This window comes from Mitsuaria sp. RG (assembly GCF_028369275.1).
GTDB classification, from domain to species: Bacteria; Pseudomonadota; Gammaproteobacteria; order Pseudomonadales; family Pseudomonadaceae; genus Aquipseudomonas; species Aquipseudomonas peradeniyensis.
In genome coordinates this window covers 13669-34638 of the sequence record NZ_JAQMYQ010000013.1, presented here as the reverse complement: position 1 = coordinate 34638, position 20970 = coordinate 13669, and the positions used below count along the sequence as shown (strand labels likewise).

19 protein-coding genes are annotated in these 20970 nt (G+C 66.3%); 12 read left to right on the top strand and 7 right to left on the bottom strand.

Features of this window, described 5'->3' with window-relative positions; translation table 11 throughout:
- Positions 1 to 15 precede the first annotated feature (15 nt).
- Positions 16 to 198, bottom strand: a complete 183-nt coding sequence (locus POF53_RS09950; protein WP_234561438.1) for a DUF2986 domain-containing protein — start codon at positions 196 to 198, stop codon at positions 16 to 18.
- 154 nt (positions 199 to 352) lie between these two features.
- Between POF53_RS09950 and POF53_RS09945 the strand changes: the two genes are divergently transcribed.
- The 5 genes from POF53_RS09945 to POF53_RS09925 all read left to right on the top strand — a co-directional run bounded on the left by POF53_RS09945 (position 353) and on the right by POF53_RS09925 (position 6565).
- Positions 353 to 1120, top strand: a complete 768-nt coding sequence (locus POF53_RS09945; protein WP_203647039.1) for a ribonuclease T2 family protein — start codon at positions 353 to 355, stop codon at positions 1118 to 1120.
- A gap of 22 nt (positions 1121 to 1142) precedes the next feature.
- Positions 1143 to 2834 (top strand): phospholipase D-like domain-containing protein, encoded by a 1692-nt coding sequence (locus POF53_RS09940; protein WP_254465027.1) that lies wholly within the window; start codon positions 1143 to 1145, stop codon positions 2832 to 2834.
- A 358-nt stretch (positions 2835 to 3192) separates the two neighbouring features.
- Positions 3193 to 3828, top strand: coding sequence for a lytic polysaccharide monooxygenase auxiliary activity family 9 protein (locus POF53_RS09935; RefSeq protein ID WP_203647037.1), 636 nt, complete (start codon positions 3193 to 3195; stop codon positions 3826 to 3828).
- 37 nt (positions 3829 to 3865) lie between these two features.
- Positions 3866 to 4912 carry a chitinase gene (locus POF53_RS09930; RefSeq protein ID WP_203647036.1) on the top strand — a complete coding sequence of 349 codons (1047 nt, stop codon included), beginning with the start codon at positions 3866 to 3868 and terminating at the stop codon, positions 4910 to 4912.
- Between the two features lie 177 nt (positions 4913 to 5089).
- On the top strand, positions 5090 to 6565 hold the full coding sequence (locus POF53_RS09925) for a DNA-3-methyladenine glycosylase 2 family protein (protein ID WP_498967493.1): 1476 nt from the start codon (positions 5090 to 5092) through the stop codon (positions 6563 to 6565).
- A 28-nt stretch (positions 6566 to 6593) separates the two neighbouring features.
- On the opposite strand, the gene POF53_RS09920 is transcribed toward POF53_RS09925, so the two are convergent.
- Positions 6594 to 7391 (bottom strand): helix-turn-helix transcriptional regulator, encoded by a 798-nt coding sequence (locus POF53_RS09920; RefSeq protein ID WP_254465029.1) that lies wholly within the window; start codon positions 7389 to 7391, stop codon positions 6594 to 6596.
- Positions 7392 to 7691: 300 nt separating this feature from the next.
- Between POF53_RS09920 and POF53_RS09915 the strand changes: the two genes are divergently transcribed.
- Positions 7692 to 9056, top strand: coding sequence for an APC family permease (locus POF53_RS09915; RefSeq protein ID WP_232856499.1), 1365 nt, complete (start codon positions 7692 to 7694; stop codon positions 9054 to 9056).
- 17 nt (positions 9057 to 9073) lie between these two features.
- The gene (locus POF53_RS09910) at positions 9074 to 10183 is read left to right on the top strand and encodes a DmpA family aminopeptidase (RefSeq protein WP_254465030.1); all 1110 of its coding nucleotides are present in this window, start codon (positions 9074 to 9076) and stop codon (positions 10181 to 10183) included.
- Between the two features lie 147 nt (positions 10184 to 10330).
- Here POF53_RS09910 and POF53_RS09905 read toward each other — a convergent pair whose 3' ends face one another.
- Positions 10331 to 11662: an MFS transporter gene (locus POF53_RS09905; RefSeq protein WP_254465031.1), complete on the bottom strand. Its 1332-nt coding sequence runs from the start codon at positions 11660 to 11662 to the stop codon at positions 10331 to 10333.
- 154 nt (positions 11663 to 11816) lie between these two features.
- Between POF53_RS09905 and POF53_RS09900 the strand changes: the two genes are divergently transcribed.
- Complete coding sequence (locus POF53_RS09900) at positions 11817 to 12920, top strand: sugar diacid recognition domain-containing protein (RefSeq protein ID WP_498967490.1); 1104 nt, start codon at positions 11817 to 11819, stop codon at positions 12918 to 12920.
- Between the two features lie 101 nt (positions 12921 to 13021).
- Positions 13022 to 14161: a glycerate kinase gene (locus POF53_RS09895; RefSeq protein ID WP_498967488.1), complete on the top strand. Its 1140-nt coding sequence runs from the start codon at positions 13022 to 13024 to the stop codon at positions 14159 to 14161.
- 84 nt (positions 14162 to 14245) lie between these two features.
- Here the strand turns inward: POF53_RS09895 and POF53_RS09890 are convergent, their stop codons facing one another.
- Both POF53_RS09890 and POF53_RS09885 read right to left on the bottom strand, forming a co-directional pair.
- Positions 14246 to 15136 carry a dihydrodipicolinate synthase family protein gene (locus POF53_RS09890; RefSeq protein ID WP_203647019.1) on the bottom strand — a complete coding sequence of 297 codons (891 nt, stop codon included), beginning with the start codon at positions 15134 to 15136 and terminating at the stop codon, positions 14246 to 14248.
- A gap of 33 nt (positions 15137 to 15169) precedes the next feature.
- The gene (locus POF53_RS09885) at positions 15170 to 15952 is read right to left on the bottom strand and encodes an aldolase (RefSeq protein WP_203647018.1); all 783 of its coding nucleotides are present in this window, start codon (positions 15950 to 15952) and stop codon (positions 15170 to 15172) included.
- A gap of 154 nt (positions 15953 to 16106) precedes the next feature.
- Between POF53_RS09885 and POF53_RS09880 the strand changes: the two genes are divergently transcribed.
- Both POF53_RS09880 and POF53_RS09875 read left to right on the top strand, forming a co-directional pair.
- A complete protein-coding gene (locus POF53_RS09880) occupies positions 16107 to 16649 on the top strand; it encodes a helix-turn-helix domain-containing protein (protein ID WP_198743306.1) in 543 nt (180 codons plus the stop codon).
- A 10-nt stretch (positions 16650 to 16659) separates the two neighbouring features.
- Entirely contained in the window at positions 16660 to 17436 is a 777-nt protein-coding gene (locus POF53_RS09875; RefSeq protein ID WP_203647016.1) for an AraC family transcriptional regulator, read from the top strand.
- 269 nt (positions 17437 to 17705) lie between these two features.
- Here the strand turns inward: POF53_RS09875 and POF53_RS09870 are convergent, their stop codons facing one another.
- Positions 17706 to 18287, bottom strand: a complete 582-nt coding sequence (locus POF53_RS09870) for a LysE family translocator (protein WP_232856505.1) — start codon at positions 18285 to 18287, stop codon at positions 17706 to 17708.
- A 260-nt stretch (positions 18288 to 18547) separates the two neighbouring features.
- Between POF53_RS09870 and POF53_RS09865 the strand changes: the two genes are divergently transcribed.
- Entirely contained in the window at positions 18548 to 20119 is a 1572-nt protein-coding gene (locus POF53_RS09865; RefSeq protein ID WP_232856506.1) for a TerC family protein, read from the top strand.
- On the opposite strand, the gene rarD is transcribed toward POF53_RS09865, so the two are convergent.
- On the bottom strand, positions 20082 to 20969 hold the full coding sequence (gene rarD, locus POF53_RS09860; RefSeq protein ID WP_232856507.1) for an EamA family transporter RarD: 888 nt from the start codon (positions 20967 to 20969) through the stop codon (positions 20082 to 20084). The genes POF53_RS09865 and rarD overlap by 38 nt on opposite strands.
- Position 20970: the final 1 nt, after the last annotated feature.

The window sequence follows — 20970 nt, the reverse complement described above, 5'->3', positions numbered from 1 at the left end:
TTGTCATTATCAGGCTCAGGGCTGTGCGGGGGAGGCACTGTCTGCGGTGGCCTGCTCGGCGCCCAGGCTGGCTTCGGCCGCCAGTTTCAGCCGGTCGGCCTTGGAGATGTAGGTGTTGCGGTTTTTCGGCGCCAGTTTGGCGTTGGCCTTCTTGGCGTGGGCTTTCAACAGCTGGTTGATCTTTTTACGACGGTTCATGTTTTTTCGCTTCATTGGCGCCTGGTGGTACGGCAGGGACGAACGATACAACAAAGCGCCACTGACGAATCGTCATATTCGCGCTACACCATCTCCTGACGGGGTTGTACGAGCGACAGGCACGGAGCCTGTCGAACCCGACAAGGAGGTCATCATGCAAGGATCACCACGGCATTGCGCCTGGGTCAGAACGCTGCTCTGGGGCTGGCTGGCCGCCGCCTCACCGATCTTCGCCGAGGAAATCTGCGCGTTGCCCGACGCCGTCGAGCCCGCGCCGGTGCGCCCGGTGGACTACGTCAACAAGGACTTGCCCACCGACTACCTGGCGCTGGTGCTGTCCTGGTCGCCGGAGCACTGCGAGAGCCAGCGCAACAAGCCCAAGGCGCAACGGGACAAGCATGCCTTCCAGTGCTTCTCGGGCAATCGTTTCGAATGGGTGGTGCATGGCCTGTGGCCGCAGAACCGTTATGCCAAGTCCAACCAGGACCATCCTCGCAACTGCCAGAGCGTCGGCTCGCTGCCGGCGCCACTGGTCAGGCAGCACCTGTGCATGATGCCGGGGCCGGACCTGATGCAGAACGAATGGCAGGCCCACGGCACCTGTGGCTGGTCGTCCGCCAACCGCTACTTCGCCGATATCCAGCGGGTGTACGACACGCTGCGCCGTCCCGACACGCAAGCCATGCTCGGCAGCAACCCTGGCCCCAATCAACTGGTTAACGCCAAGGTCAGCGACATCAAGCAGGCCTTCCTGGCCCGCAACCCTGCATTGCCGGCACAGAGCCTGCGGGTCTCGGTGGGTTCGGGCAACCGTCTGAAGGAGCTTTGGGTGTGCCTGGACAAGCAGCTCGCTGCGATCCCGTGCCCGAGCGGCGGGACCCCCGACAATCAGCAGATCAAGGTCAGGACGCCGTTCCAGTAACCGGCCTGCAAGGAGTGCACCCATGCGAGCATCCGCTAATGGCGACTATCTGCGGGTACGGGCCATCGCCGGCACCCATGTCGTGTTCCTGGCCTGGGACTTCGTCACGCCGCCGAGCCTCGAGACCCTGGTCGGCGAGCAGAACCTGCTGGGCTTTGCCGTACACCGTCGGTACTTCGACGCGGCCGGCAAGCTGCGGACCCAATACTATCTGCGCGGCCTCAAGCGCTTCGCCGACAAGGACAAGGGGCTGCCACCAGGCACGCTGGTGCCGACCAGCGAGCATCCGATCCAGAGTTTCCTGTGGGCCGACTACACCGTCGCGCCCGAAGGGGAGTACGCCTACACGGTGCAGCCGGTGTTCGGCGAGCCCAGGAACCTGCGCATCGACGACGCCCGGGGCGTCGCGGTGCGCGTGCGCTGTGAGCCCACGCTTGCGCCGGGCGGCGAGGGCCTGAGGCACGATATCCATTTCAACCGCGGCGTGATCGGCTCCCAGGCTTATGCCAGGGAATTCGATAACGTCGCTCCCGATCCCGATGCGCCGGCCTCCAAACCGATGAAATGGCTTTCGCGGGGCCTTTACGAGGGCCTGCTCGACTTCATCGGGCGCGGCGGCGCGAAAGGCATGGGCCTGCGCGCGGCATTCTACGAGTTCCAGTACCTGCCGGTCGCCCAGGCCCTGCGCGAGGCCGCCCGTGAAGGCGACGTGCAGGTCGTCTTCGATGCCCAGAGCAAGTACAAGGCGAACAACCTGGCCACCATCGAGCAGGCCGGCCTGCAGGCCTGGGTGCATCCGCGCACGGTCAGCGAAGGCATCCGCCACAACAAGTTCATCGTGCTGCTCAAGGATGGCCAGCCGGTCAGCGTCTGGACCGGCTCGACCAATATCTCGGCTGGCGGGATCTTCGGCCACTCCAATGTCGGCCATGTTGTCCACGCCCCCATCATCGCCCGGCAATACCTGGACTACTGGACGCGGCTGCAACAGAACATGACCCCAGCCAGGCTGCGTGCGCCCAATACCCAGGCTACCCCGCTGCCCGCCTTGCCGTTGCAGCCGGGCACCTACCCGCTGTTCAGTCCCCGCGAGCGCAAGGAAACGCCCCAGGCGCAGAAGACCTTGCAGTGGTACGCGGACCTGGCCGGCGCAGCCCGTCAGCTGGTGTGTTTTACCGCCGCGTTCGAGATCGCTCGGGAGTTCCAGGAGGTGCTCCAGGCGCAGAACGACGTGCTGCGCTACGTGATCAAGGACGACCCGCTCAGGAAGACCGAGAACATCGGCACCGACGGTGACGTGATCTTTGCCGCCGGCAGCTTCCTGGGGGAGGACAACCCGCTGACCAACGCGCTCAAGGAGCGTGACAACCCGCTGAACAGCAACGACTACGTGCATACCAAGTACCTGCTGGTCGACCCCCTGGGCGAGCAGCCCACGGTGGTGACCGGGTCGGCGAACTTCAGCGCCGCCTCCCAGGAGAAGAACGACGAGAACATGCTGGTGATCCACGGCGATACCCGGGTGGCGGACATCTACTTCGGCGAGTTCATGCGCCTGTTCGATCACCACTATGCGCGCTACCTGGCGGCGAAGTACCAGGCCCGGCCCGGGAGCACCGGCAACTACCTCAAGCCGCAGGCCGGGCAATGGCTGCCCGCGCACCTGGATCCGGCGAACTACCGGTCGAAGCGGCGGCGCTATCTGGTCGGCTGACAGTCCCACAGGCCATGCGCAATCCCTTGTAGGAGCGGCCTTGTGCCGCGAAAGGGCTGCGAAGCAGCCCCAGGATCTCAGTGTTGATGCAAAGATCGCTGGGGCCGCTGCGCGCCCCTTTCGCGGCACAAGGCCGCTCCTACAGGGCCATGTGCCGCTTGGGTACGTAGGTGATTTACTCCAGGGAAGGTAGGATAACTATAGTGGTACTGTATGAATATCCAGTATTCATTGGGGTTTCTTCCAGCTCCCGGCTTCGGTGCGCAAAATCGCCCCGTGGACATTAAATCCAGCTCCGTTAGTTTGAAGGCCTCTCCTTCGGAAAGGGAGAGTTCTCAAATCAAATGGAGCTATGAACATGAACCAACCACAAAACCAGAACCCACTTCGCCATGGCCGCGTCACTTCCCCGGCCTCCCGCGGCGCCGTCGCCATCGACCTGGGCGTGCTCAGCGGCTGGCAGGTCGACGAAATGGAAGGCGGCAAGAACTTCCCGGCCCTGGCGGCCGGCCCGTTCCCCGCACCGTTCCAGTCGGACAACCCAAGCGTCGCCCCGCCCGCCGACGGCTACATCCTCAGCGGTGGCAAGACCGACGCCCGCGACTGCGTCAACTTCACCGACGAGGAGATGAGCAAGAAGCTCAACCGCGCCTTCACCTGGCCGCTGGTCAACGTCGACCCCGGGCAGCTGTTCAAGGTGACCTGGCGCTACACCGCGCCGCACACCACCCGCGGCTACCGCTGGCTGATCACCAAGGACGGCTGGGATCCGAAACAGCGCATCAGCCGTGCGCAGCTGGAGGACAAGCCGTTCGCCGAGGACTTCTACCCACAGGTGCCGTACTACAGCCATGCCGGCGAGTTGAAGGCCAAGGTCGACCACGAAGTGAAGCTGCCGGCCAACAAGAAGGGCCGTCATGTGATCGTCCTGATGTGGATCGTCGCCAACACCGGCAACGCCTTCTACCAGGCCTTCGACGTCGACTTCAAGTAAGTCCGCGGATCTTCCACACGTTCTAAAGGATTGGAACATGTCAAAGATTGACTTTACCCAACTGAAGGCCGCGCGCGACGACGCCGCCTCGCGCATGCCCAGCCTCGAGGGCAAGAAGATCCTCATGGGCTACTGGCACAACTGGCCGGCGGGCCCTGCGGACGGCTACCAGCGCGGGCAGTTCGCCAACATGAGCCTGGAGGAGGTGCCGCGCGACTACAACGTGGTGGCCGTGGCGTTCATGAAGGGCAGCGGCATCCCGACCTTCAAGCCGTACAACCTGTCCGATGCCGAGTTCCGCCGCCAGGTCGGCGTGCTCAACAGCCAGGGCAGGGCGGTGCTGATGTCGCTGGGCGGTGCCGATGCGCATATCGCGCTGAACCCGGGCCACGAACAGCCGCTGGCCAATGAAATCATCCGCCTGGTGGAAACCTACGGTTTCGACGGGCTGGACATCGATCTTGAACAGAGCGCGATCGACTTCGCCGCCAACAAGACCGTCCTGCCCGCCGCGCTGAAGCTGGTGAAGGATCACTATGCCGCCGAGGGCAAGCATTTCATCATCAGCATGGCACCGGAGTTCCCCTACCTGACCAGCGCCGGGCGCTACGTCGACTACCTCAAGGCACTGGAGGGCTACTACGACTTCATCGCCCCGCAGTTCTACAACCAGGGTGGCGACGGGCTGTGGGTGCAGGAGGCCAACAACGGCAGGGGCGCCTGGATTGCCCAGAACAACGATGCGCTCAAAGAGGACTTCCTCTTCTACCTGACCGAAAGCCTGGTCAGCGGCACCCGCGGCTTCACCCGGATCCCGGCCGACAAGTTCGTCATCGGCCTGCCGGCCAACGTCGATGCCGCCGCCACCGGCTACGTGGTCAACCCGACGGCGGTGACCAACGCGTTCAAGCGCCTGTACGCCAAGGGCGTGTCGATCAAGGGCCTGATGACCTGGTCGGTCAACTGGGACAACGGGGTCAACAAGGACCACGTACCCTACAACCAGGAGTTCAGCCGACGCTACGGGCCGCTGATCAACGGCACCAAGGCGCCCGCACGCACCCGCAAGGCGCCGACCGCCTGATCGAACCTGCATCGGGCAGACGTGCCTGATGCCCGGCAGTCGAGGCCTGCCGACGTGATCGATCGATGAGAATCCGATGCCGCAAGGCATCGGATTTTTTGTTGTCTGCAGGACAGGGGAAACCCTGCAAGCCATATGTCCGAAAATGGCGAGCCTCAAGCGAATCCAGGGCATAGGATGTCGCTCATGACCAACCTAATCGATTCTCCCGAAAGCGATGCCTGCTACCTGGCCTTGAAGGCGCACGATGCGCGCTTCGATGGCGCCTTCTTCGCCGCGGTCACCAGCACCGGCATCTATTGCCGGCCGGTGTGCCGGGTCAAGACGCCACGGCGTGACAACCTGCGGTTCTACCGGCATGCCGCCCAGGCCGAGGCGGCGGGTTTCAGGCCGTGCCTGCGCTGCCGCCCTGAGCTGGCGCCGCGTGCGGTGGCGTGGAGCACCGAGGATGCCTCGCGCATCCTGGCCGTGCAGGCGGCGCGCATGCTGGACGAGCCGCAGAACGTACGTACGATGGTCGATATCGCCCGGCACCTGGGGGTGAGCGACCGCCATCTGCGACGCATCTTCGAGGCGCATTTCGGGGTTTCGCCGCTGCAGTACCTGCAGACACGTCGGCTGCTGGCGGCCAAGCAACTGATCGCCGACACGCAACTGCCGATGACCCAGGTGGCGTTGGCCAGTGGCTTTGGCAGTGTGCGGCGCTTCAACGATGCGTTCTCCCAGCACTATGGCCTGAATCCCAGTACGTTGCGTCGCGCCCGCTCGACCGCGAATGGGCAAGGGGTGAGCGTTCGCCTGGGCTGGCGCCCGCCCTATGACGTGGAGTCGATACTGGGCTTCCTGCGCCTGCGCGCCATCCCGGGCCTGGAATGGGTGGAGGGCCGGCAGTACATGCGCACCCTGCGCCTTGTGCAGGGCCAGCAGGCGTGCAGCGGCTGGCTGAGTGTGAGCCTTGACGACCAGCGTGCCCAGGCGCAGGTGACCATCAGTGACAGCCTGGCAGGCGTTTTGCCCACGCTGATCAACCGTGTGCGGGCCGCGTTCGACCTGGATGCCGACCCGGTGGCGATCCACAGTGTGTTGCAGGCGACGTTCCCGGCGAGCGAAGGCATGCGTGTGCCCGGTACGCTGGACGGTTTCGAGCTGGCGGTGCGTGCCGTGCTTGGCCAACAGATCACCGTGGCCGCCGCGCGCACGCTGGGCGCGCGCCTGGTCGGCGCCTTTGGTGAGTCTATCCAGACGCCCGTTGCAGCGCTGGACCGTCTGTTTCCCACACCGACCAGCCTGGCGGCGGCCAGTGGTGACGCCCTTGGCCGACTGGGCATCACGCGCCAGCGCCAGGCCGCCCTCAAGGGCTTGGCCGAGGCCGTGGGGGAGGGGCGCCTGCTGCTGAGCCCCGGTGTCGATGTCGCGGCCACTTGCGCCCAGTTGCGGGACTTGCCCGGCATCGGCGACTGGACGGCCCAGTACATCGCCTTGCGCGCGTTGCGCTGGCCCGATGCGTTTCCGGCGGGTGACGTGGCACTGCAGAAGGCGCTGGGGGTGAACAGCGCCAAGGCCGCGACACAGGCTGCGCAGGGTTGGCGGCCCTGGCGTGGCTATGCCGTGCTGCGTGCCTGGCAGGGGCTGGCAGATCCGGCGCGTCCGTGAGCGTCTTGGCAAACGCTGTGCGGCGGGCTCAGGGATCCTGCGGATCATGCCCCAGCGATTGCAGGAACAACGAGAACAACTCCGGTTGCGACGAGATATCCAGCTTGGCATAGAGATGCCGACGATGGACCTTGATGGTTTCCGGGGAAATGGCCAGGCGCTCGGCCATGGCCTTGGATGAATAGCCACGCAGGATCAGCCGGGCGATCTCCAGCTCGCGCTCGGACAACACCTTGGCGCCGAACAGGCTCATGGCGTCGCGCACCTGATGGGCCATGCCTGCCACGGGCGCCGGGCGCAGGCTCTGCTGCAGCCAGTGCTGGGCCATCAGCGCAACCACCCACGGGCAGACCACCGCCAGCAATCCATGGCTGGCGCTGTCGAACCGCTCGCGGCGTCCCAGCGACAGCGACAGGGCGCCACTGTCCCCCAACTGCACGATGAACTGCACCTCGTCTTCCAGCACATGGTCGTGGAAGTACTTGAGGTAGTACTCGCTCTGGCGGAACTGGTCCGGTGCCACTTCCTCGAGCCTGTGCAGACCGTCGCCGATGCGCTCCTGGCAGGCCTGGTAGAACGGGTCGAGCTGGTACAGGCCGCTCAGGTACAGGGCCATGGCCTCGGGGTTGCCTTCACCCCGGGCATCGAAGATCTCCAGCGCCCGGGGCAGGCCGGCGCGGGGGTAGAACATCGCCAGGGCGTTGTCGAACACCAGCCACTGCTGCAACAGCAGGATCAACTGGCGCCAGAAACGCGGCTGGCCGATCTGCTCGACGGTGCGGGCCAGGCCTGCGTGAGTGCTGGCTTCGGTGAACAGGTTGTGCATGAGACCCCATTGCTGGCGACTGTTACTAGTCAGTTGGCTGGAATGAGGGGGGCGTGGGAGCGGGCTTGCCCCGCGATATTGCAGGGTTGCCTGACGCTACGCCATCGCGGGACCAGCCCGCTCCCACAAAATTCGACCTGCGATTGCGCAGTCTTGTGAGGTTTCCCGCTCCCCGTCAAGAGGCGTACCCCCTTTAGGTAATTGGCCCGGTCGCTGCGCCAGCCTACAGTCCAGCCCAGGTCCAGCGGCCGCGTGACCGGTTTTCCCCTCACAACCAATAACAACCAGAGGAAAAACGCCATGAGCTCCAGCGCAGCGCCCACGGGCGCACTCCAGCAACGGCTGGGGGTGTTCGACGTGGTCGCCATCACCGTGTCGGCGGTGACCCCGGCCAGTTCCGTGTTCGTCATCGCCCCCTTCGCCATCCAGCAGGCCGGCAGCGGCGCCTTTCTCTCGTTCATCATGGCCGCGGCCCTGGCGCTGATGTTCGCCTGGTGCTACGCCGAGCTGGGGCGTGCCCACAGCTCCGCCGGTGGTGAATACGTGTACGCCAAGCGGGTGTTCGGCGGGCTGGCCGGCTACGCCACCTTCCTCACCGTGCTGGCCTCGATGCTGTTCATCCCGCCGGTACTCGCCGCCGGTGCCGCCACCTACCTGAACAACGCCCTGGGTACCACGTTCGACACCCAGGCGGTGGCCCTGGTGATCGTGGTGTCGAGCTATGCGCTGGGCATCCTCAATATTCGCCTGAACGCCTGGATCACCGGGTTGTTCCTGTTCTGCGAAGTCGCCGCGCTGCTGGTGATCGTGACACTGGGTTTCGGCAACGCCAGCCAGCCGGTGGCAAGCCTGCTGCAACCGCAGATGCTCGAGCAGGGCAGCCTGGTCGTCGCGCCCTGGGCGCTGGTGCTGGGGGCGGTGGGCATGGCCCTGTTCGCCTTCAACGGCTACGGTGGCGCGGTGCTGCTGGCCGAGGACATGAAGGACCGTGGCCGTACCGTGCACCGGGCGGTGCTGTGGTCGCTGGCGGTGGTAGTGGCGATCGAGGTGATACCACTGGCGGCGCTGCTGATCGGCGCACCGTCGTTGCAGGCGATGCTGGCCAGCGGCGACCCGATCGGCTACCTGCTCACCGCCCACGGCAACCAGACCCTGGCGCGGCTGGTCAGTGCCGGGATCTTCCTCTCGGTGTTCAACGCCATCGTCGCCATCGTCATCCAGGTCGGCCGGGTGGTGTACAGCAGCGGCCGCGATGCGATCTGGACGCCAACCCTCAACCGCGCCTTCACGCTGATCCACCCGCGCTGGGAATCGCCGTGGCTGGCGACCCTGTTCCTGGCCGTGCCGTCGGCGTTGCTGAGCCTGTCCGGCAGCCTGGAACAACTGACTTCGTTCACCGTGCTGCTGTTGTTGCTGATCTACCTGGTGGTGGCGGCCTGCGCACTGTGCAGCCGGGTGCTGCGCCGCGACCGTGAGCACCCGTACCGCATGCCGCTGTGGCCGTTGCCGGCGTTGCTGGCGGTCAGCGGCGCCGGTTGGCTGCTGGTGACCTTGCTGCGCGAGGCATCGCTGCGCGACCTGTTGATCATTCTCGGGCTGCTGGCCGTGTCGATGGTGTTGTACAGCACCCACGGCCGCCTCAGCCCGACTTTCCAGAAATTGTGAGCATCCAAGGAGTACACATGCGTGCGCGTCAACTGGGCATCACCCTCGGCCACGGCACCCCGGGCCCGTTCAATGCCATCACCGACGTTCCAGGGGTACGGGTCGGCCACAGCACCCTGATCGACGAGCAACGCCCGGCGCCGATCCGCACCGGGGTGACCCTGATCGAGCCGCGCGCGGGCGCGGCCCGTCAGCAGCCGTGCTTCGCCGGCTGCCACGTGCTCAACGGCAACGGCGACGCCACGGGGCTGGAGTGGATCCGCGAGGCCGGGCTGCTGACCACGCCGATCGCCATCACCAACACCCACAGCGTCGGCGTGGTGCGCGACGCGCTGATCGGCGCCGAGCGTGAGCGCCTGCCGGACGACGCGGTGTACTGGTGCATGCCGGTGGTGATGGAAACCTACGATGGCCTGCTCAATGACATCTGGGGCCAGCACGTGACGCCGGCGCAGGTGCGCCAGGCGCAGCAGGCCGCGGAGTCAGGCCCGGTGCAGGAAGGCCCGGTGGGCGGTGGCACGGGGATGATCTGCCACGAGTTCAAGGGCGGCATCGGCACCGCCTCGCGGCGCCTGGAGGACGGGCAGGGGGGCTGGACGGTCGGTGTCCTGGTCCAGGCCAACCATGGCCAGCGACGCGAGCTGCGGGTCGACGGCTATCCGGTGGGGCGCCAGCTGGGTCACCTGCCGTCGCCCTTCGCCGAGGCCGAGGCGGGCACGCCGGGGATGGGCTCGATCGTGGTGGTGATCGCCACCGACGCGCCGTTGCTGCCGCACCAGTGCCAGCGCCTGGCGCAGCGGGCGTCGATCGGCATCGCCCGCACCGGTGGCGGTACCGAGGACTCCAGCGGCGATATCTTCCTGGCGTTTTCCACCGGCAACCAGGGATTGCCGCCCGCTGACTACGGGCGCAAGGGGCTGGCCCAGTGCACAGGCGTGCAAATGCTCAACAACGACCATATCTCGGGGTTGTTCATGGCGGCGGCGGAGGCGGTGGAGGAGGCGATCGTCAATGCCTTGCTGGCGGGGCGGACGATGCAGGGCAAGGGTGGGCTGGTGGTGCCGGCGCTGGAGGGGGATACGCTGCTGACGGCGTTGCAAGAGGCGGGGTGGAAGCCTCGTAACTAGCAGTACCGTTTCCCCCCTGTAGGAGCGGCCTTGTGCCGCGAAAGGGCTGCGCAGCAGCCCCGGCAACTCATGCGTCGACGCTGAGATCCTGGGGCTGCTTTGCAGCCCTTTCGCGGCACAAGGCCGCTCCTACATAGGGCGTTAACGTTACGAGCGGGCACCTGCCAAGGCAGCACTACCACCCCGCGAAACCCGCAACGCCACCAGGCTGCCGACCACGATCAACCCCGCCAGCGCATACAGCGCCGCATCGGTCGACCCGGTCTGGTCCTTGATGAAGCCCACCAGGTAAGGGCTGAGGAAACCGGCCATCTGCCCCACCGAGTTGATGATCGCCAGGCCCGCCACGGCGGTGCCGGCGGTCAGCAGCGCGGTGGGCATCGGCCAGAACATCGGCAGGCCGGTCAGCGCGCCCATGGTGGCGATGGACAGGCCGAGGATGGCGATGGGCGGGTTGCCGGCGAAGTTCACCGCGATCAGCAGGCCCAGGGCGCCCATCAGCATCGGCACCACAAGGTGCCAGCGGCGCTCGTTGCGCAGGTCCGCCGAACGGCCGACCAGGATCATGAACACACCCGCCAACAGGTACGGGATGGCGCTCAGCCAGCCGATCAGCAGCGGGTTGTCGAAGCCCATGTTCTTGATGATCGACGGCAGCCAGAAGTTGATGGCGTAGACGCCGCTCTGGATGCAGAAGTAGACGAAACCGAAGGTCCAGATCAGCGGGTTGGTCAGCACCGACAGCACGCTGTCACCGCGGGTGGCCGGCTTGCTGGCTGCGTCGGCCTTGAGGTCCGCCTCGATCAGCTGGCGCTCGGCCGGGCTCAGCCACTTGGCGGTCTGGTAGCCGTCACTGAGCAGCACGATGGCCAGCGCACCGAGCACCACGGTGGGCAGCCCCTGGATCAGGAACATCCACTGCCAGCCGGCCAGGCCATGCTGGCCGGCGGCGAAGTGCTCGAGGATCCAGCCGGAGAAGGGGCCGCCGAGCAGGCCGGATACCGGGATCGCCGACATGAACAGGGCCATGATGCGGCCGCGGCGGTCCGCCGGGAACCAGCGCGAGAGGTACAGCACCACGCCTGGGAAGAAGCCCGCCTCGGCGGCGCCGGTGAGCAGGCGCAGGGCATAGAACTCGGTGGGGGTGGTGACGAAAAGCAGGCAGGTGGACAGGCTGCCCCAGGCGATCATCATCAGCGCGATCCAGCGCCGCGGGCCGAAGCGGTTGAGTGCCAGGTTGCTGGGCAGGCCGCAGAGCACGTAGCCGATGAAGAAGATGCCGGCGCCGAGGCCGTACACGGTTTCGCTGAATTTCAGCGCGTCGAGCATCTGCAGCTTGGCGAAGCCGACGTTGACGCGGTCCAGGTAGTTGAACAGGTAGCAGATGAAAATGAACGGGATCAGCCGCAGGGTGATGCGCCGGTACAGCGCGTTGCGGGTGATCTCGATGCCTTGGTCAGGGGCGGGGCTGTGTGCCATGATCGGGTTCTCTGTTGTTATGGTTGTCACCGCGTCGCCTGTGCCGGCGCTCGCCTTGAGCAGTCTCGGGGAGTGTAGCGCGGCTGTCTTTGTGCTTTTGCACAGTGTCAGGTGCAGGCTGCTGTGCCGTCGACCAATGCCGAAGGACCCTTACATGTTCGAGCTGGACCACGACCTGGCCCAGGACATCGTCAACCGGGCGATGGCCATCCTGCCGTGCAACGTCAATGTGATGGACAGCCAGGGCCTGATCCTCGGCAGTGGCGAGCCCGAGCGCATCAATACCCGTCACGAAGGCGCGCAACTGGTGCTGGCCAACGGCCGCATCGTCGAGCTGGATACGGAAGCGGCCAAGTGCCTCAAGGGCGTGCAGCCCGGCGTCAACCTGCCGCTCATGCTCGATGGCCGGCTGATCGGCGTTCTGGGGCTGACCGGTGATCCGCAGCAACTGCGCACCTACGGCGAGCTGGTGCGCATGACCGCCGAGATGCTGCTGGCCCAGCGTCACCTGCAGGTGGAGCAGCAATGGCGTCGCCAGCGCTGCGACGACCTGCTGGCGCTGCTGTTGGGCGGCAGCGGTGAGTCACCGCGCCTGGTCGACGAGGCCCAGCAATTGGGGCTCAAGCCCAACCTGCCACGGATCCCTTGTCTGTTCGAGCTGCGCGCCGGGCCGCCTGCCGAGGCCCTGTCAGCCTGGCTGATGAGTCGCTACCCGGACAGTTGGTGCGTCAGTCCCGCACGCCAGTCGCTGCTATGGTGCCGCCCGGCGGGCGTGGTGCTGGACGAGCCGCGCCTGTTCGAGCGCCTGCAGCGCCATGGTTGGGACGTCGAACGCCTGGCCCTGGGCAGCCCGGCGCAGAGCCTGGAGCAGTTGCGCCGTGGTTATCGGCGGGTTCGCGACCTGCAGGCCTACGGCCGTGAAGTGCTGCCTAACGAGCGTCTGCTGAGCCTGGAGCGCTACCGCTTGCCGGCTTTGCTCTGGCGGCATCGCAACGACGATGCCCTGGATGAGCTGCTCGAACCGTTGCAGCGCATCCGCGCCAAGGACGCCAGTGGCCAGTTGCTGCTCACCCTGCGCGCCTGGTGCGCCCATGACGGGCAGAGCCAGGCCTGCGCCGAGGCCCTGGGAATCCATCGCAACAGCCTGCGCTATCGGCTGGAGCGGATCGCCGAGCTGGGGGAGGTGGACCCGTTGCGGATGGAGGGGATGCTGAGCCTGTATTTGGGGTTGCAGTTGTTGCCGGCAAAGGGGCTGTAGAGGCATCCGCCCAATCAACGCCCCTGGGTTTTGTGCATCCGACCGAGGCTGGCGTGGCGTACACCTGTCAGCATGCGCGACAACAGGACAGGAGAATCCCCATGAAGATCGTCATCGCCCCCGACTCGTTCAAGGACAGCCTCGATGCTGCCGGTGTCGCCCGCGCCATCGCCGCCGGCCTGGCCGAAGTCTGGCCGGCGTCCGAGCGCATCGAATGCCCGATGGCCGATGGCGGCGAAGGCACCATGGAGGCGATCGTCGCCGCCAGCCATGGCGAACTGCGTCGCCAGGTGGTGCGCGGCCCGTTGGGCGAGACGGTCGAGGCGGGTTGGGGTTGGCTGGCCGAGAGCCGCACGGCGGTGATCGAGATGGCCCAGGCCAGTGGCATCCAGCTGGTGCCCAACGGCCAGCGCGACGCTTGCCGCAGCAGCACCTGGGGCACCGGCGAACTGGTGGCGGCGGCGTTGGCGGCCGGTGCCTCGCGCATCGTCCTGGCCATCGGCGGCAGTGCCACCAATGATGGCGGTAGCGGCATGTTGCGGGCGTTGGGCCTGCGCTTGCTGGATGCCCAGGGCGAACCGTTGGCCGAGGGCGGACTGGCCCTGGCGCAATTGGCGCGCATCGACGCCAGCCACCTGGACCCGCGCCTGGCGCAGGTCCAGGTGGAGGTTGCCGCCGATGTCGACAACCCGTTGTGCGGGGACAACGGTGCTTCGGCGATCTTCGGCCCGCAGAAGGGCGCCAGCCCCGAGCAGGTGCAGGCCCTGGACCAGGCCCTGGCACATTTCGCCGACCATTGCGCAGGCCTGCTGGGCACGGATGTGCGTGACCAGCCGGGCAGCGGCGCGGCCGGGGGCATGGGGTTTGCCGCCAAGGCGTTCATGGGCGCGCAGTTCCGCCCGGGCGTCGAGGTGGTCGCCGAGCTGGCCGGGCTCGATGGCCTGGTGCAGGGCGCGGACCTGGTGATCACCGGCGAAGGACGCTTCGATGCCCAGACCCTGCGCGGCAAGACGCCGCTTGGGGTGGCGCGCGTGGCCAGGCGACATGGTGTACCGGTGGTGGTTTTGGCGGGGACCCTGGGGGCCGGTTACGAGCAGTTGTACGCACAGGGCATCGACGCCGCCTTTGCCTTGGCCAGCGGACCGATGACCTTGGAGCAGGCCTGTGACCAAGCCGAGACGCTGCTGAAGGCGCGGGCCGGGGATGTGGCGCGGTTGTGGCAGGTGGCGCGCCAGCGCTGATCAGAACACCGTCCGGGTCGGGGCGGTGTTCTCAAGTGTGTAGATGACCTGTGGGAGTGGCCCCCCACAGGCACGTTGACGATGTCAGCCCTGATACAAGGCGTCGAGCAGCGCCTTCAGCTGGTCGCGGCCCTGGGCATCCAGCCCGAACACCGGCCGGCGCGGCTCGCCCACCGGCAACCCGGTCATCTCCAGGCCAGCCTTGATGGTCGCCGGCAAACCTCCCTTGAGAATGAAGTCAAGCAACGGCAGTTGGCGGTAGAACAGCGCCTTGGCCTGTTCCAGCTCACCGTTCTGCACCGCCTGGTACAGCCGCAGGTTCAGTTCGGGAATCAGGTTGGCCGCCGCCGTGCACCAGCCCGTGGCGCCCGCCACGAAGGCTTCCAGCGCCAGCGGGTTGCAACCGTTGTAGAACGGTACCTGGCCTTCACCGAGCAGTTGCAGCTTGTGCATGCGCTGGATGTCGCCGGTGCTCTCCTTGACCATGGTCACGTTGTCCACCTCGCGGACGATGCGCAGGATCAGCTCCACCGGCATGTCGGTGCCGCTGGTGGCCGGGTTGTTGTAGAGCATGATCGGCAAATCGATGGCCGCGCCGATGGCGCGGTAGTGCTGGACGATCTCGGCTTCGCTGAGTTTCCAGTAGGCCGCCGGCAGCACCATTACCGCGTCGGCGCCGTGCTGCTGGGCGAAGCGGGCGCGGCGCACGGCACCGGCGGTGGTCAGGTCGGAGACGCTGACGATGCTCGGCACGCGCTTGCCGATGCGCTCCAGGCTGTACTGGGCGACCTGCTGCCATTCGCCGTCGCTCAGGTAGGCGCCTTCGCCGGTGCTGCCCAGCGGCGCGATGGCGTGGACGTCGCCGTCGATCAGGCGGTCGATGGAACGGCCCAGGGCCGGCAGGTCAAGCTGTTCACCGTCCTGGGTGAACGGGGTGATGGTGTAGCCGATGATGCCGTGGAATCGAGTGGTCATGGTGTGTGGCTCCGCAAGCAAGGCAAGATGGGGTCAGGCGAGGCAATCGGCGTGCTGGCGCAGCGCCTGCCGGGCGTAATAGTTGAAGGCGGCGCCGTGGCGCTTGGGCCGGTCGATCCAGTCGTGGGCGTCGCGGCCGAGCTCCGGGGCGATCGGCTTGATGGTGCCGGCGGCCATCGCCAGCAGTTGCAGGCGCGCGGCGCGCTCGATCAGTTGGGCATAGACGCAGGCTTGCTCGATGCTGGTGCCGGTGGACAGCTGGCCGTGGTGCGAGAGCAGGATGGCGCGCTTGTCGCCCAGGGCGGCGCTGATGATCTCGCCTTCCTCATTGCCCACCGGCACGCCCGGCCAGGCCTCGAGGAACGCGCAGTCCTCGTACAGCGGGCACAGGTCCATGTGCGAGACCTGCAGCGGCACTTCGAGCATGGAAAGCGCGGCGACGTGGGTGGGGTGGGTGTGGATGATGCAGTTGACGTCGGGGCGGGCGCGGTACACCCAGCTGTGGAAGCGGTTGGCCGGGTTGGGCATGCCCTGGCCTTCGAGCACTTCGAGGTCTTCGTTGACCAGCAGCAGGTTGCCGGCGGTGATTTCGTCGAAGCCCAGGCCCAGTTGCTGGGTGTAGAAGGTGCCCGGCTGCGGACCGCGGGCGCTGATCTGCCCGGCCAGGCCCGAGTCGTGGCCGTTATCGAAGAGAATTCGGCAGGTCAGGGCCAGCTTTTCGCGCACAGTCCACGTATTATCGGCAAGCGAGCCTTGCATCTGTGTCAGTGCCTTTTGCACCAGCTGGTCTTTGCTGAGGGTAAGGGTATTGGCCATGGGGAGCTTTCCTCTGTGGCGTGATGACGGATGTCAGGGCTGGCTCGCCCCCGAGCTTTGGACGGTGAGGGGGCGAGCCATCAGATGACACAAATAATCCTATATGACACAAAGTGTCATAAGCAAGTGCGTTTGTTCGGGAAACCCGCGTCACATGTCTATCCGACTGAAACTGCTGAGAAAGAAACTGGGCATCACCCTTGAGCAACTGGCCGACAAGTCCGGCATGACCAAGAGTTACCTGTCCAAGGTCGAGCGCGGCCTCAACACGCCGTCGATCGCCGCCGCGCTGAAGCTGGCGCGGGCGCTGAACGTCAATGTCGAGGAGCTGTTCGACGGCGAGCACGACGGCCAGGCGCGCTACAGCCTGGTGCGCCGCGGCGAGCGCCAGGCGCTGGTGGGTGGTGGCGAGGGGCCGGGATATGCGGTGCTGACCTCCCAGGTTGGCCAGCGCAGCCTGCTGCCGTTCCTGATCCAGCCACCGACCGCGTTCAGCGACCCGACTTTCAAGGAGCACGAAGGCGAGGAGTTCCTGTTCGTCCACGAGGGCCAGGTGGAGGTGGACTTCATGAGCGAACGGGTGTTGCTGGAGGCGGGCGATGCCCTGCATTTCAATGCCCAGACCCCGCACCGCCTGCGTTCGGTCGGCGAGCGCCAGGCGCAGTTGCTGGTGGTGGTGCAGGGCGGCGAGGGGTGAGGGCGGGGCGATGATCGAGGTCTCGCGGTTCTGGCGTGATCCGGCATTGCCCTTTGTCGAAGCCCGGCGCGTGGGGGACGGCCGCCAGGTGTGCTATGCGGCCCATTCCCACGAGAGTTTCTCCATCGGCGTGATTACCGGTGGGCGCAGCACCTACCTGACCGGCAACGCCCGGCATGAGGTGGCGGCGGGGAGCACGGTGCTGATGAACCCGGGCGTGGTGCACACCTGCAACCCGATCCAGGGCGAGCCCTGGTCGTACCTGATGCTGTTCGTCGACATGCCCTGGCTGCTGGCGCGTGGCTTCGCGCTGCCCTCGGCGACCTTGAGCACATCGGCGGTGCTGTACGGGCAGTTGCTGGCGCTGTTCGCCGGGTTGTTCGAGCCCGGCAACGAGGGTCGGGAGGCGCAGCTGGAGGCGTTCTTCAGGGGCTTGGCGCAGGTGCTGGAGGCGGACGCGAGCGGCCAGCCACCACGCCATCCACGTCTTGAGCTGGCCGCCGCGTTCATCCGTGCCCATCGCCTCGACCCGCTGACGCTGGAGGACATCTGCGCTGCGGCGGGGCTGTCACGGGCCTACCTGATCCGCGCGTTCGGCAAGCGCTTCGGCCTGACGCCCCATGGCTACCTGCTCGACCAGCGGGTGCAGCACGCCCGGGCGCAACTGCGGGCCGGCAGGCCGATTGCCGAGGTTGCGCTGGAGGCGGGGTTCGCCGACCAGGCGCACCTGCAGCGGGCCTTCAAGCGCCACCTGGCGACCACGCCGGGGCATTATCGCAATGGCTGAGACAGGAGGGAGATCGCCCAAGACTTCGGGCTGTGTTGTCGCGCAAGGAACTGTGCCCCTGTGGGAGCGGGTTTACCCGCGAAGCAGGCGCCGCAATGGATGGCACGGGCTTCGCCCGTGTTCGCGGGCAAGCCCGCTCCCACAGGAATTACGCAAGCTATCAGACTTTGAGCAAGACAGTTGCTCCCACAGGGCCAAGCCAAGTCAATGGGTTACGTGGTGTTCTGTGGGAGCGGGCTTGCCCCGCGATAGCGCCCGGCCCGATAACCTCACACCATCAGGTAAACCGCGCTCGCCACCAGCAACCCCGCCAGCACCCGATTGAGCAGGCGCATCCGCCACGGCTCGGCCAGGTACTGGCGGATCACGCTGCCGGCCCAGGCCCAGCTGGCCACGCAGACGAAGCAGATCGGCCCGTAGATCCAGGTGAATAGCCACAGCAACTGCTGCTCGCCGCCGGTAAAGGCGCCGATCCCGGCCACCGCCGCCAGCCAGGCCTTGGGGCTCAGCCACTGCATGGCCGCGCCGTGCCAGGCGCTGGGCGCTCGCCGGTTGTCGTCGGCACCCAGTCCGCCATCGTCACTGGCCAGTTTCCAGGCCATGTACAGCAGAAACAGCACGCCACCCCAGTGCAGCAACCGCCCCAGCAACGGCCAGCGCAGCAACAGCTCATGCACGCCCAGCCCCACCAGCACCAGCAGCAGGCAGAAACCCAGGGTGGCGCCGGCGGCATGCCCGATGCTGGCCCGCAAGCCATGGCGTGCGCCGCTGCCGAGGGCAACGATGTTGACCGGGCCGGGGGAGATGGAGGCAGCCAGGGCAAAGGCTGCCATGGACAATGTCAGGCTCATTGGAGGTTTCCATGCAGGAGGAGGGTGTGGCTATCCTGGCTAAGACCGTGACGGGCGTATTGAACAAAAATGCCCTGCCGCACCTGTTACAGCTTTTGTAATAGTTTTGCGCTATCAGAGAAATCTGCTTCGATTGTAGGATCGACATCCCTATTTTCTATCAAGGTCTATATGAGCACCTTCGCGGAGCCCCCCAGTCCCTGGCCGTCCCGGCCTTCCTTCCCCCGTCCTCGTGACGCCGCCCCTGTGAGTACCCGCTAATGGAATGGCTAGCCGACCCCACGGCCTGGCTGGGCCTGTTGACGCTTATCGTCCTCGAGCTGGTGCTGGGTATCGACAACCTGGTGTTCATCGCCATTCTTGCCGACAAACTGCCGCCGCACCAGCGCGACCGCGCCCGGGTGATCGGCCTGTCGTTGGCGCTGATCATGCGCCTGGGCCTTTTGGCCAGCATCTCGTGGATGGTGACCCTCACCGCGCCGCTGATCGAGGTGTTCGGCAAGACCTTCTCCGGCCGTGACCTGATCATGCTGTTCGGTGGCGTGTTCCTGCTGTTCAAGGCCACCATGGAACTGCACGAACGCCTCGAGGGTCATGTCGCCCAGAGCGGCGGCGTGACCCGTCACGCGGCGTTCTGGCCGATCGTCGCGCAGATCGTGGTGCTCGACGCGGTGTTCTCGCTGGACGCGGTGATCACCGCCGTGGGCATGGTCGAACAGCTGTCGGTGATGATGATCGCGGTGATCTTCTCCATCGGTATCATGATTGTCGCCAGCAAGCCGCTGACCCGCTTCGTCAACGAACACCCGACAGTGATCATGCTGTGCCTGGGCTTCCTGATGATGATCGGCTTCAGCCTCACCGCCGAAGGCCTGGGCTTCCATATTCCCAAGGGCTACCTGTACGCGGCCATCGGCTTCTCGCTGTTGATCGAGCTGTTCAACCAGCTGGCCCGCGCCCGTCGCAAGCGCAGCCTGCATCAGCACCGGCCATTGCGTGAGCGCACGGCCCACGCGGTGCTGCGCCTGATGGGTGGGCGCCGGGTCGAGGCCGACGAGGTGGGCGAGGAGATCGCCGACCTGGTGGCCGGTGGTGACGAGCAGGTGGTCTTCGACCGCCGTGAGCGGGTGATGATCAGTGGCGTGCTCAACTTGGCCGAGCGGCCGATCCGCACGGTGATGACGGTGCGGGCCAAGGTCGATGCCATCGACCTGTCGCAGCCGGCCGAGGCGATCACCCAGATGCTGGTCAACTCGTCGTACTCGCGCCTGCCGCTGATCCGCGACGGGCGTATCGAGGAACCGCTGGGCTACGTGCACAAGAAGGAGCTGCTCAAGGAACTGCTGGGCGGTAACCAGCCGGCGCTGGAACATCTGGCCCGGGCGCCGTTGAACCTGCTGGAGAGCTTCAGCATCCTCAACGCCCTGGAGCAGATGCGCGCCCAGTCCACCCACATCGCCTTCGTGGTCAACGAATTCGGTGACTTCACCGGGGTGCTGACCATGACCGACATCCTCGAGTCGATTGCCGGCGAGCTGCCGGATGCGAGCGAGGTGGAGGGGCCGGGCGTGGTCGAGGAGGCGGGCGGTTTCGTGGTCAGTGGCGCCCTGAACCTGGCTCAGGTCCAGGCGCGCACAGGCTTCGCCGCCCGTGCCACCGAGGACTACCAGACCCTGGCGGGCCTGGTGATGAGCCTGCTGGACCGCCTGCCGGTGGTGGGTGATCACCTGGCCTGGAACGGCTGGACCATGACCGTGGTGGCGGTGGAGGAGCGTCGGGTGCGCCAGGTGCGCCTTACACCGAACGCCGACGCTGACGCAGCAGGTGCTTGATGCCTTCGAGCACCAGCACCAGCACGGCGCCCCAGATCGGCAGGTAGGTCAGCCACTGGTCGGGGCCGATGGTCTCGCCCAGCAGCAGGGCCACGCCCACCAGCAGCACCGGCTCGACGTAGCTGAGCAGGCCGAACAGGCTGAACGGCAACAGACGGCTGGCCAGCACGTAGGCGATCAGGGCACAGGCGCTGATCGCCCCGAGCAGCGGGATCAGCCCGTACAGGCCCGGGTGCTCGGCCAGGTCCGCCGCCGACAGCGGGCCCTGGATCACGAAGTACAGGGCCCACGGCAGCAGCAGGCACATGTCGCACCACAGGCCGCCCAGGTGGTCGGTGCGGCAGCGCCGTCTGAGGACGAAGTAGATCGGGTAGCCGATCATCACCAGCAGGGTTTCCCAGGCGAAGCTGCCGTGCTGGTACAGCTCGTGGCCAACCCCGAGCACGGCGAAGCTCACCGCGACCTTCTGCAGGCGCGACAGGCGTTCGCCGTACACCAGCCGCCCGGTCAGCACCATGGCCAGTGGCAGCAGGAAGTAGCCCATCGACACTTCCAGGCTGCGCCCGTGCAGAGGCGCCCAGAGGAACAGCCACAACTGCACGCCCATCAGCCACGAAGTGCCGACCATGCCGAGCAGCAGCAGCGGTGCGCGGCGCACCCGCCCGAGCAGCTCGCCGACCCGTTTCCAGTCTTTCGAGACCAGCATGAACAGCGTCAGGCAGGGCAGGGTCAGCAGGGTGCGCCAGCCGAAGATCTCCTCGCCGTCCAGGGGCTTGAGGAAGGAGGTATAGAAGTACATCACGGCGAACAGACAGGACGCCATGACCGACGAAAGAATGCCTTTTGACACG

Bases quoted from the DNA above. Each gene is read 5' to 3' on its own strand.
- POF53_RS09915 (WP_232856499.1), top strand. From the start codon at position 7,692: ATGAGCTCCAGCGCAGCGCCCACGGGCGCACTCCAGCAACGGCTGGGG.
- POF53_RS09885 (WP_203647018.1), bottom strand. From the start codon at position 15,952: ATGGCCAATACCCTTACCCTCAGCAAAGACCAGCTGGTGCAAAAGGCA.
- POF53_RS09925 (WP_498967493.1), top strand. From the start codon at position 5,090: ATGTCGCTCATGACCAACCTAATCGATTCTCCCGAAAGCGATGCCTGC.
- POF53_RS09875 (WP_203647016.1), top strand. From the start codon at position 16,660: ATGATCGAGGTCTCGCGGTTCTGGCGTGATCCGGCATTGCCCTTTGTC.
- POF53_RS09920 (WP_254465029.1), bottom strand. From the start codon at position 7,391: ATGCACAACCTGTTCACCGAAGCCAGCACTCACGCAGGCCTGGCCCGC.
- POF53_RS09930 (WP_203647036.1), top strand. From the start codon at position 3,866: ATGTCAAAGATTGACTTTACCCAACTGAAGGCCGCGCGCGACGACGCC.
- POF53_RS09900 (WP_498967490.1), top strand. From the start codon at position 11,817: ATGTTCGAGCTGGACCACGACCTGGCCCAGGACATCGTCAACCGGGCG.
- POF53_RS09940 (WP_254465027.1), top strand. From the start codon at position 1,143: ATGCGAGCATCCGCTAATGGCGACTATCTGCGGGTACGGGCCATCGCC.
- POF53_RS09870 (WP_232856505.1), bottom strand. From the start codon at position 18,287: ATGAGCCTGACATTGTCCATGGCAGCCTTTGCCCTGGCTGCCTCCATC.
- POF53_RS09895 (WP_498967488.1), top strand. From the start codon at position 13,022: ATGAAGATCGTCATCGCCCCCGACTCGTTCAAGGACAGCCTCGATGCT.
- POF53_RS09880 (WP_198743306.1), top strand. From the start codon at position 16,107: ATGTCTATCCGACTGAAACTGCTGAGAAAGAAACTGGGCATCACCCTT.
- POF53_RS09950 (WP_234561438.1), bottom strand. From the start codon at position 198: ATGAACCGTCGTAAAAAGATCAACCAGCTGTTGAAAGCCCACGCCAAG.
- POF53_RS09890 (WP_203647019.1), bottom strand. From the start codon at position 15,136: ATGACCACTCGATTCCACGGCATCATCGGCTACACCATCACCCCGTTC.
- POF53_RS09865 (WP_232856506.1), top strand. From the start codon at position 18,548: ATGGAATGGCTAGCCGACCCCACGGCCTGGCTGGGCCTGTTGACGCTT.
- POF53_RS09905 (WP_254465031.1), bottom strand. From the start codon at position 11,662: ATGGCACACAGCCCCGCCCCTGACCAAGGCATCGAGATCACCCGCAAC.
- POF53_RS09945 (WP_203647039.1), top strand. From the start codon at position 353: ATGCAAGGATCACCACGGCATTGCGCCTGGGTCAGAACGCTGCTCTGG.
- POF53_RS09910 (WP_254465030.1), top strand. From the start codon at position 9,074: ATGCGTGCGCGTCAACTGGGCATCACCCTCGGCCACGGCACCCCGGGC.
- POF53_RS09935 (WP_203647037.1), top strand. From the start codon at position 3,193: ATGAACCAACCACAAAACCAGAACCCACTTCGCCATGGCCGCGTCACT.